The following is a 10,834-nucleotide window of genomic DNA, read 5'->3' on the forward strand; positions in this document are numbered from 1 at the left end:
CGGGGTCGGTGCCGGCTGGGATCACACCGGATCTGCGCCGCGCCGTCGACTGGCAGCTGTCGTGGGCACCGCCGCCACGCAGTCCGCCCGCGGTGGCCTGACGATCCACCTCAACGAGATGGCGCTGACGCGTGTCGACCGCTTCTGTCCCGAGGGCGCCACTTCGTCGGCGGTCGCGTGGGCCGAGGTCGACGAGTCAAACGGTCCTGACCGTGGACGCCGGGTTCGTCAACAGAGCGGTTCTCCGGATGGTCCTGCGCCGGTGCGTCCGAGGTGGCACGGCGGTCATTGGCCGGCGGCGCGGACCCTCGCCGGTTCCGCCGAGTCCACCACCGTCGACGCTGCCGTCGTCGTCGACGGGCAGCTCGTGTGGCTGCTGCCGGCATCGGTGGACGACCTGCGCAACCGCGGCGGGCTGGAGTTGCGGGTGGCGGCCCCGCCGATCCGTGGCGCGACCGAGTCGCGCAACCGCATGGAGATCTTCGTTGTGACCTGAACGGTGCGGCGGGTGGCAGCCGGTGCCGTGTGCCGTGGCTGGTTGCCACGCGCGGGGTGCGTGGCAGCTCGTGCCGGTGTGCCGTGGCTGGTTGCCAGGCCCCGGGGGCCGCTAGAGCGGGACGTCAGCCTCGTCGACGTGCACGCCCCAGGGGGCGCAGGGCGCCGTCGAGCACCGCCATGACCGCGACCGTGTCATCGAGCGGTATCACCGGGCTCTCGGTCACACCGGCGGCGAGGCACCGGTCCACCTCGTCGATCTCGTGGGAGTAGCCCGTGCGGGTCGAGGGGCGCCTCGACCGTCTCGAACCCGTCGGTGCAGCCGTCATCGCGCACCGGATGCACCCGCAGCATGCCCGGCCGGTAGAAGGCGCCGGGACCTCGATCCAGCCGGCGGTGCCGAACACCCCCGCCGTGCGCGACAGCGGGCTGGTGAGCGAGCACTGCGCCCAGCCGGTGCGGGCGTCACCCCCATGCCACAGCACCCGCCGCCTCGGCGTCGACCCCGGTAGGTCCCAGCAGGCCCGCGGTCACCGTTGACCGTGGCGTCCCTCCGAGCACCGACTGCACGAACGACACCGGATACACGCCCAGGTCGAGCAGGGCGCCGTCGCCCTGCGCCAGATCCCACAGGCGGCTCCTCCGGTCGACGGCGTTGTGTATGCCCAGGTCGGCACGGACCGCGCGGACCTCGCCGCTCGCACCACCGGCGATCAGTTCGCGCATCGGGGCGATGGCGGGGTGGAACCGTGTCCACTGGCCTCCATGATGAACGTGCCCGCGGCCCGTGCCGCCTCCACGACCTCGATGGTCCCGGCGAGGGCGCACGGGAAGGTCTTCTCGACCAGCAGGTGCTTGCGCCGGTCGATCGCGGCCGTCGCCAGCGCATGGTGCTGGCGGTGGGGGGTCGCGATGTGGACGGCGTCGACGTCGGCATCGTCGAGCAGGTCGCCGTAGGATCCGTACGCGGCGACGGCGCCGTGCACGTCGGCGAAGGCACGGGCGCGTTCGAGCGAGCGGGAGCCCACGGCGTGCAGCGTGCCGCCGTCGACGATGGCGAGGTCGCCTGCGAGCTTCGCGGCGATGCGACCCGGTCCGAGGATCCCCAGCGGATCTGGTCGACGTCCATCGGTGGGCGTCTCCGATCCGGCGTCGGATGGTGCGGTGGTCCGCTGCCGGGGGCGACGCGTATGCGCCGGTAGGCTCGCCGGGCCATCGGGCGTCGATCGGCCCCACCGCCGAGGAGGATGACCGTGTGTCCACAGGCAACCGCGTCAGTGGCAGGGACGGCGACGTTGGCGTGCTTCTCGTGTGGTCGCTGGCATGACGCCTCGGTGCAGGCGACGGTGTGCGATGGGTGCGGCCTTCCGCTTCGCGTCGACGTCGCGCTACCCGTCGGCGCACCGTCGGACCACATCGTCAGAGAGGTCGGTTCGCTGTGGCGCTATGACCCCGTGCTGCCGGTCGACCGCGCGGATGCGGTCACGCTTGACGAGGGGTGGACGCCGGTCGTCGAGGTCGCCGAGCGCGTCTGGGTCAAGGACGAGTCGCGCAACCCGACCGGCTCGTTCAAGGCGCGCGGCATGAGCCTGGCGGTCTCGGCCGCGGTGGCGCGGGGTGCGCAGCGGCTGATCGCGCCCTCGGCCGGTAACGCCGCGGGCGCCCTCGCCGCGTACGGCGCCCGGGCGGGCGTGCCGGTGGCGGTCGCGATGCCCGTCGACACGCCGCGGCCGTTCATCGCCGAGTGCCGGCACTACGGGGCCCACGTCGATCTGGTCGACGGCACGATCGCCGACGCCGGCCGGTTCCTGGCGGAGCGGCGCCGGCCCGACGACGTCGACGTGTCGACGATGAAGGAGCCGTACCGGGTCGAGGGCAAGAAGACGATGGGCTACGAGCTGTTCGAGCAGTTCGACGGCGCGCTGCCGGACGTCGTGGTCTATCCGACCGGCGGCGGCACGGGCCTGGTCGGCATGTGGAAGGCATGGGACGAGCTCGAGGCGATGGGATGGGTCGACGGGCGCCGGCCGCGGCTCGTCGCGGTGCAGGCGGAGGGCTGCTGTCCGGTGGTCGACGCGCATCGGCGGGGCGCCAGCACGACCGACCCGTGGCCGCAGCCGTCGACGTCAGCCTACGGCCTGCGGGTGCCCTCGCCGATCGGCGGGTTCCTGTGCCTGCGCGCGCTCGCGGCCACAGGCGGCACCGCCGTCGCAGTCGCCGAGCACCGCATGTGGGCGGCAACCGGCGCGTTGGCGGCGCGCAGCGGCCTGGATATCTGCCCTGAGGGTGGCGCCGCCTGGGCAGCATATGAGACGCTGGTCGCGCAGGGGTGGATCGGACCCGACGAGCACACGGTCGTGTTCAACACGGGCACCGGTCTGAAGTACCGTTGAGCGAGGCGTTGGTACATGGCCATCTCCTGTTCATCGCACCGCAACCGCGCAGCGGTGCGCGGATGGACGCGAGGGGGTAGCACACGAGCATGAGTTACCGCCTGCATCGGGACGAGTCTCTGCCCATCGGGGTCCGCCGGATCGCGCACGAACTGGTCGACGAGTGCATCGTGCTCCTCGACGATCCCGGCGACGACGTCGAGGAGGCAGTGCACGAGGTCCGCAAGTTCTGCAAGAAGCTGCGAGGGCTCCTCCGACTGGTCCGCCCGTCCCTTGGTGAGGCGTACCGGCCGGCCAACGTCACGTTCCGCGACGCCGCCCGCCAGATCTCGTCGATCCGCGACGCCCACGCGCTGCTGGAGACCTTCGACGACCTCGTGGCAGCGCTGCACGCGTCCGGCACCGACGTCCGCTCGATCGACGACCGCGACATCGGAGGCGCGTTCCTCGAGGTGCGTGGCGGCCTGGCGGCGCGCGCATCGGCCGCGTCCGAGTCGGTCGCCGAGGGCGACGAGCGCATCGCGGCGGCCCGCGAGCTGATCGTCGAGGGTAGTGACCAGATCGACGCCTGGCCGCTGAGCAACGACGTCGAGGTGCTGAAGGGCGGGCTTGCCAAGACCTACCGACGTGGACGCAGGAGGCTTCGTGAGTGCCTGTTCCACCCGACCGACGAGCGGCTGCACCAGTGGCGCAAGCGCGCCAAGTACACGTGGTACCACCTCCGCCTCCTCGGCGACGCCGCGCCCAGCGTGCTCCAGCCGTTGATCGGCCGGTTCCACGACCTGTCCGATGTGCTGGGTGACGACCACGACCTCGCCGTGCTCGTCGCGGTGCTGCGCGACCAGCCCGATGAGTTCGGCGGCGATGAGGCTGTCGAGACCACCGTGCCGGTCGTCGAGACGGTGCGCAAAGACCTCCAGCAGCGGGCGCTGCGGCTGGGGCCGCGGCTGTACGCTGAGCAGGCCGGAGCATTCGCCACCCGCGTCGTGGCCTACTGGTCTGCGTGGCAGGAGCACGGCGACGAGTGGGCCGCAGGGGAGATCGCCGACCTCGCGCCGGCCGACGACGACCTCGAGGAGCGGTCGGCACGACAGCTGTACGCGATCGCGCGTGAGCTGAACGTGCCGGGCCGGTCGGGGATGGACCGCGACGGACTGATCTCGTCGATCCGCGCGGCCGGGTGGGTCGCGCCGGCCACGACCTGACGTGCCGCACCGGCGTCGGTGCCCGTGGACCGCGGCGGCCCGGACACGACGCCGGCCCCGCCAGGCGGTCAAATGACGGCGTGGCGACCGGACGCCCCGGTCGTTGCGCCGGTCATCGACCTGTGGCATCGGTGCCGCGGGACGTCGTCCGTGGTTGATCGACGCCTGGTCAGCATGTCGTCACGGTGTGGATGGTCGTGAGGGCCGGTGCCGTCTGCTGTTGCCGGTGCGCACAGCCGGAGCACGGCTTTCGCGTCGCTGCGCGAGACGTTCGGGCAGCCGCTGGGATCCGGTGGTGTTGACGTCCCGTGCCCCGGATGGGAGCCTGCCGGAGCGGGCCGCAACGGTGTTGTCCGCACACGACAGCCAGGGGAGCGCCACATGGAGCCAACGCCCCGCAGGTGGCCGGGCCGTGGACCGGGACCGCGCCCGTGAGCGTCGCGCGCCCCCGGACGTTGGCCGACGCCATCGACGCGTTGGCCGACGCCCCCGACGCTGACCTGCTGGCCGGCGGGACCGATCTGATGGTCGAGGTCAACTTCGGCCATCGCCGCCCCCGACGGATCGTGGGGCTGCGGCGCGTCGAGGAGCTCCGCGGATGGCGACGTGAGGACGGCCGGTTCGACCTCGGCGCGCTGACGACGTACCGCCAGATCGAGGACGAGCTGGCGACCGTTCTGCCGGCATTCGCCGCGGCAGCGCGCACGGTCGGGTCGCCCCAGATCCGCAACGCCGGCACCGTGGGCGGCAACATCGGCACCGCCAGCCCCGCCGGCGACGCCCTGCCTCTGCTGGCCGCCCTGGATGCGGAGGTCGTATGCGACGGCATCGACGGGCGCCGCATCGTGGCGCTGCACGACTTCATCACCGGCCCCAAGCAGACCGACCGGCGGCCCGGCGAGCTGATCAGCCACGTCCGCTTCGACGCGTGCGCCGGTCCGCAGCAGTTTCTCAAGGTCGGTCCGCGCAACGCGATGGCCATCTCGACGGTCTGCCTCGCGTTGGTGGCCGACACCGACGGCCGCCGGGTCCGGGTTGGAACTGGCTCTGTGGCGCCGCGTCCGATGCGACCGGCCGAGGCCGAGGCGTTCGCGTCCGACGCGATCGACTGGGACGCCGGGGCGATGGCTCCCGACGACCTTGACACCTTCGGTGCGATGGTGGCCGGCGCCGCCAGCCCCGTCACGGACCACCGGGGTACGGAGGTGTACCGGCGGCACGCCGTCGGGGTGCTTGCCAGGCGCGCGCTGGCGCGGGCGCTGCGGGACATGACAGCGGGCGACGGGGCCGGATCGTGACGAGGAGGGGGCGATGACCGAGTTGGACACCGTTGGCGACGCGTCGGTGTCGTACGGGCTGCGGATCAACGGGCGGGACCGCGCGGTCCAGGCCGGCTGGCTCGGCGAGAGCCTGCTGTACGTGCTGCGTGAGCGCCTCGGCCTGCCGGGCGCCAAGAACGCCTGCGAGCAGGGGGAGTGCGGCTCGTGCTCGGTGCTGCTCGACGACGTGCTGGTGTGCGCATGCTGCGTGCTGGCGGCGGACGCGACCGACAGCGACATCCGCACGGTCGAGGGGCTCGGCGACGGCGGCCGGCTGACCGATGTGCAGCGGGCGTTCCTAGACGAGGGCGCCGTGCAGTGTGGCTTCTGCACGCCGGGGCTGGTCATCGCGATCCACGACCTGCTCGACCGGCGGCCTGACGCCGACGAGTCCACAGTGCGCGAGGCGATCAGCGGCAACCTGTGCCGCTGCACGGGCTACGGGCGCATCCTGGCGGCGGTCGCCGCCGTCCAGCGGGAGCGGTCCGGTGACTGACGTCACCACGACACGTGGCGTCGGCGGCGGGGTCGGGACCGACGCCGGCCGCCCCGATGGCGTGCCCAAGGTGCAAGGTCGGTTCGGCTTCTCGTCCGACGCCTTCGCCGAGGGCATGCTGTGGGGCCGGACGCTGCGCAGCCCGCACCCGTCGGCGCGGATCCACGGCATCGACACGTCGACGGCCGAGCAGATCGACGGGGTCGAGGTCGTCCTCACCGCGGCCGACGTGCCGGGCACACCGACGTTCGGGCTTGAGCACGCCGACCAGCCGGTCTTCGCCGCCGATGTCGTGCGCTACCAGGGTGAACCGGTCGCGGCCGTCGCCGCCGACCACCCCGAGACGGCGCGGCGGGCGGCCGAGGCGATCGTGGTCGACTACGGCCCCGTCGAGCCGCTGGTCGACGCCGAGGCCGCGCTCGACGCCGATCCGATCCACCCCGACGGCAACGTCGTCCGCCACATTCGGATCGTGCACGGCTCTCCCGACGACGTCACCGGCGACGTGGTCGTCGAGTGTGAGTACGAGGTCGGGATGCAGGACCAGGCGTTCATGGGACCCGAGTCCGGCCTCGCGATCCCCGATGGCGCCGGCGGGGTCGATCTGTACATCTCGACGCAGTGGCTGCACGTCGACCGCGACCAGGTGGCGGCATGCCTGGCACTGGATCCCGAGCAGGTCCGGCTGACCCTGTCGGGCGTTGGCGGGGCGTTCGGTGCGCGCGAGGACGTCAGCCTGCAGGTCCACGTGTGCCTGCTGGCGCTGCGGACCGGCCGACCCGTCAAGATGCTCTACTCACGCGAGGAGTCGTTCTTCGGCCACGTGCACCGCCACCCGGCGCGCATGCGCTACCGCCACCACGCCGACCGCGACGGCTCCCTGGTCAAGGTCGAGGCGTCGCTATGGTTCGACGGCGGCGCCTACGCGTCGTCGTCGACCGCGGTCATCTCAAACGCGTGCTCGTTCGCGGCCGGGCCGTACCGCGTGCCGCACGCCCGCGTCGAGGGCTGGGCGATGCGCACGAACAACCCACCCTGCGGCGCGATGCGCGGCTTCGGCTCGGTGCAGGTGTGCTTCGCGCACGAGGCGCAGATGGACAAGCTCGCGGCCGCGCTCGACATCGATCCGGTGGACCTGCGCCTGCGCAACGCGCTCGAGCCGGGGGACCGGATCATCACGGGCCAGCGCATCACCGGCGTCGCGCCGGTCCGCGAGTGCATCCGCGCTGCGGTCGACCTGCCGCTGCCGACCGTGGACGCCGACGGCAACGTCGCACCGGTCACGCTGCCGGGAGGCACGGGACGCACCGCCGACGCCGAGCACGTGCGGCGCGGGGTGGGCATCGCCGTCGGGTTCAAGAACCTCATGTACTCGGAGGGCTTCGACGACTTCTCGACCGCGTCGGTGCGGGTGGAGGTCGGGCCTGACGACGAGGTGACCGCAACCGTGCACAGCGCCGCGGCCGAGGTGGGGCAGGGCTTCGTGACGCTGGCGCAGCAGATCGTGCGGTCGGAGCTCGGTGTGCAGCGGGTGCAGCTGCGGCCGGCCGACACGGTGATTGGCTCGGCGGGCTCGACCAGCGCGTCACGGCAGACGTGGATGAGCGGGGGAGCGGTGCAGGGCGCGTGCGACGATGTGCGCCGGGCGGTGTACGAGCGCGTCGCCGAGCGCCGCGGCGTCGCGCTTGCGGGTGCCCGCAGGGAGGTGCTGCGGCTCGACGCCCACGGCATCCACCACGTCGATCAGGGCTGGGTGGTGCCGCTGGCGGAGGCCATCGGCGACGAACCGGTCGAGGCCACGCACGAGTTCCATCATGCCAACACAGAGCCCCTCGACGAGGACGGGCAGGGCGACGCGCACGTGTCGTTCGTGTTCGCCGCGCACCGTGCGGTCGTTGATGTCGACCCCGAGCTCGGGCTCGTGCGCGTCCACCAGATCACGACCGGCCAGGACGTCGGCCGGGCGCTCAACCCACGCCAGGTCATCGGTCAGATCGAGGGCGGCATCGCCCAGGGCGTGGGCCTGGCGGTGATGGAGGAGATCGTGCTCGACGGAGGGCGCATCAGGAACCCCTCGTTCACCGATTACCTCATCCCGACGGCGCTGGACATGCCCGTCGTGGACGCGACGCTGATCGAGCAGCCCGAGCCCGGTGCGCCGTTCGGCGCGAAGGGGGTGGGCGAGCCGCCGACCATCTCGTCGACGCCGGCCGTGGTGGCGGCGATCCGCGCCGCGACGGGCATCGACTTGCGCCGCGTGCCGGTCCGCCCGGACGACATCGCCCTCGCCTGATCGCCCTCGGCGGCGGTGCACGGGTCGTGGGACGTCCCCCAACGCCGGCTCGCCCTCACGTCCCCACAACGAGTGGCGGTGCGGCCCCGCGGGGACGTCCCCCAACGCCGGCGCCGTCGTGTCCCCAGAAGCTCGTGCGGTGGCGGTTAGCCGAGGCGCTGGGCGGCGGCGATGTCGACCGCCTCGCAGACGCGGCGCCGGGTGGCGTGGATGCGGTCGAGCAGGCCGCGCGCGTTGCGCAGACCCAGCCACCCTGTCCACGCGCGGACCAGCGCGACGGCCCGTTCCAGGCCACCGACGGCGACGCCGCCCGCGATCGGGCAGGCGATGACGAGCGCGAACGTCGGCAGGAATCCGGTGACCGGCGCGATGATCGCCAGCACGATCCACGTCAGCGGGAACACCAGCAGCGTGGTCAGCACGCGGACGGTGCCCTTGGTCACGGGTGCGGCCGGCCGCCGGCCCGCGAGCGCCGTCAGCAGCGTCGGCGTCACGTTGACCACGACACCAAACACCATCACGACGCCGAGCACCACGAGGTACGCGGTCAGCGCCAGCGCACGTCGCAGCAGCCAGGTGGCGCTGACCCGCGGCACCAGCTGCTCGTCACGCAGCCGCAGCAGGTCGAGCTGGACCTGGTAGGTGCCGAGCGCATCGAGCACGTCGCGCCGCGCGGTGTCGGGTGCGTCGGCGATGGCCTGGGCGAGCCCCTCGCGGGAGGTGAGCGACACGATCTCGTCGGGGCGCTCGAGGTCCGTCCGCAGCCGGACGTCGGCGGCGCGGTTGAGCATGGCCCGGTCGAGCACGTCGGTGTAACGCGGCGTGGTCTCAGTCAGGCGCCGGCGGACGGCCTCGGTCAGCGCGCGCGCCATGGTGTGGTCGTCGGACGCGCTGCCGACTGTGCCACCCACGGGGCTCGGCGCAGCATGGCGCGCGACCCACCGGTCCAGGTCGATGGGCTGCCCGACGCGCGCCAGGACCCGGGACCGCAATGCCAGCTTGTCGTCGAACGTTAGCCCGATCGGCACGATCGCGACCCGCTCGACGCCCCCGTCGTGGGCGGCCAGGGCGATGCGCGCAGCCCCTGTCCGCACGCGCTGCAGCTCGAGGTGGTCGTGCGTCGTGCCCTCGGGGAAGATCGCGATGGTGCCGCCGCGTCTGAGCACGTCGAGGGCACGGCCGAACATCGCTGCGTTGTCGACCGTGCCGCCGTGGTCCTCCGGCCGGCTGACGGGGACCAGGCCCGCCAGGGCGAGCAGCGGGCGCAGCAGCATGGAGCGCCACAGCGTCGCCTTCGCGACGAAGCGCGGCAGGCCGCGCACGATCACGGCCAGCAACACCGCGTCCACCAGGCCGTTGGAGTGGTTGGCCACCACGATGCGCGGGCCGTCGTAGCGGATGCGGGCAGCGCCCGTCACGTCGACGGTGCGGAACAACCCGCGGCTGACCAGCCACGCCAGCGCGTCGAGCGCCTGGTCGACCATGGGGCGGCCGGCCATGCGCTCAGTCCTCGCCGAGGCAGGCGTCAGCCCACGCCGCCATCGCCGCACCGCTGAGCGTGTGCCACAGCCCGTGCAGCTGGATCCAGCTGTTGGGGCGGCAGGTGGGAGCCCTGGTTCGACCGGCCACGTAGGCCACCAGCGCGCCCGCCATGAGTGCCTCGGCGAGGCGGTGGGCCCGTCCGGCGCCGCCGCGTGCCAGACGGCGGGCCGAAACCTCGGCGACCAGCGCAGTGCCGGCGAGCAGCCCCGATACGGCGCGGATGGTGTCGGGGCGCACCGCCAGGAGTGTTCCGACGGCCGCCATGGCGGCGGCGTAGACCGGCGTCGCGACGGGTGCGAGGTCGGGCCGGACCTCGATGACGTCCTCGAGGCCGATCACGCCGAGCATGGCGCTGATCGTCGCGTCGTGCGCCCATCCCGACAGCCGTCCGCCCGGGCCGTGGTAGGCGACGCTGCCGACGCCCGCGGCGGCGACGATGGCACCGACGAGCGCGGCGTGGTCGTGGTGGCGGTGGCGCCAGGCGATCCACCCGCCGCTCACGGTGAGCCAGGCGGCGCTCAGCGCGTTCGCCGGCTGGCCGATGTACCCGCTGCGGATCCGCTCGCAGTCGGCGGCGCCCAGCGGTGGCTCGCCGACCGTGGTGGTCGGCAGGATGGCCGCGACGCGCCTGGGGATCCGCATGGCGCCGTCAGGCTAACCGGAGTCAATCGTTCGTGAACAAGTCCTGGGGATATCAGCCAAACGGTGCGTACCGCGCATGTCTGGTGCATCGTCTGGTCAGAGGGACGCACGGAGGGCACCGTCAGGCTCCGGGGAGCGTTGTGATCCTTCGGGGTGTCACGGTTCCCGGAGCCGTGACGTGTGCCTTGCCGGGCGTCGTCGCTGCGTGCATGTCGCCGTCCGTGGCCCGACCGCTGGGCGCACGAGGTGCCGCTGGGCCTGCCCGCTGCGGCTGGTTACGCTGTCTGGTCATGAGTGGATCCGCAGCACGCACTGTCCTGCGCGGCGCCCGGTGGCCGGGTGACGTCGCGTTCGCCGACGGCCGGATCGTCGCCATCGGCGACGTCGCACCGTCGCCGGGGGACCGCGATGTCTACTGCCGTGGCGGGATCATCACGGCCGGCCTGGTC

The 10,834-nt window shown here is 72.8% G+C and carries 10 protein-coding genes; 6 read left to right on the top strand and 4 right to left on the bottom strand.

The annotated features are described in order from the left end of the window. Positions 1–61: 61 nt before the first annotated feature. Positions 62–496 (top strand): hypothetical protein, encoded by a 435-nt coding sequence (locus VK923_04885; GenBank protein HSJ44002.1) that lies wholly within the window; start codon positions 62–64, stop codon positions 494–496. 464 nt (positions 497–960) lie between these two features. Here VK923_04885 and VK923_04890 read toward each other — a convergent pair whose 3' ends face one another. Further along, the gene (locus VK923_04890) at positions 961–1,221 is read right to left on the bottom strand and encodes a hypothetical protein (protein ID HSJ44003.1); all 261 of its coding nucleotides are present in this window, start codon (positions 1,219–1,221) and stop codon (positions 961–963) included. Further along, on the bottom strand, positions 1,209–1,760 hold the full coding sequence (locus VK923_04895) for a Gfo/Idh/MocA family oxidoreductase (protein HSJ44004.1): 552 nt from the start codon (positions 1,758–1,760) through the stop codon (positions 1,209–1,211). Before VK923_04895 ends, VK923_04890 begins: the two co-directional genes overlap by 13 nt. On the opposite strand from VK923_04895, the gene VK923_04900 reads away from it, so the two are divergent. The 5 genes from VK923_04900 (at position 1,743) to pucD (ending at position 8,201) form a co-directional block, all read left to right on the top strand. Continuing rightward, entirely contained in the window at positions 1,743–2,888 is a 1,146-nt protein-coding gene (locus VK923_04900) for a threonine synthase (protein ID HSJ44005.1), read from the top strand. The two genes, VK923_04895 and VK923_04900, sit on opposite strands and share 18 nt — an antisense overlap. An 89-nt stretch (positions 2,889–2,977) precedes the next feature. Beyond that, the gene (locus VK923_04905) at positions 2,978–4,093 is read left to right on the top strand and encodes a CHAD domain-containing protein (protein ID HSJ44006.1); all 1,116 of its coding nucleotides are present in this window, start codon (positions 2,978–2,980) and stop codon (positions 4,091–4,093) included. A 431-nt stretch (positions 4,094–4,524) separates the two neighbouring features. Further along, positions 4,525–5,391 carry an FAD binding domain-containing protein gene (locus VK923_04910; protein HSJ44007.1) on the top strand — a complete coding sequence of 289 codons (867 nt, stop codon included), beginning with the start codon at positions 4,525–4,527 and terminating at the stop codon, positions 5,389–5,391. A 13-nt stretch (positions 5,392–5,404) separates the two neighbouring features. After that, complete coding sequence (locus VK923_04915; GenBank protein ID HSJ44008.1) at positions 5,405–5,908, top strand: (2Fe-2S)-binding protein; 504 nt, start codon at positions 5,405–5,407, stop codon at positions 5,906–5,908. Further along, entirely contained in the window at positions 5,901–8,201 is a 2,301-nt protein-coding gene (gene pucD / locus VK923_04920; protein ID HSJ44009.1) for a xanthine dehydrogenase subunit D, read from the top strand. Before VK923_04915 ends, pucD begins: the two co-directional genes overlap by 8 nt. Positions 8,202–8,347: 146 nt before the next feature. Here the strand turns inward: pucD and VK923_04925 are convergent, their stop codons facing one another. Beyond that, entirely contained in the window at positions 8,348–9,700 is a 1,353-nt protein-coding gene (locus VK923_04925; GenBank protein HSJ44010.1) for a 1-acyl-sn-glycerol-3-phosphate acyltransferase, read from the bottom strand. Positions 9,701–9,704: 4 nt separating this feature from the next. Then, on the bottom strand, positions 9,705–10,385 hold the full coding sequence (locus VK923_04930; protein HSJ44011.1) for a hypothetical protein: 681 nt from the start codon (positions 10,383–10,385) through the stop codon (positions 9,705–9,707). Between the last annotated feature and the right edge of the window lie 449 nt (positions 10,386–10,834).

The sequence above is a fragment of the Euzebyales bacterium genome (assembly GCA_035461305.1).
GTDB lineage: Bacteria > Actinomycetota > Nitriliruptoria > Euzebyales > JAHELV01 > JAHELV01.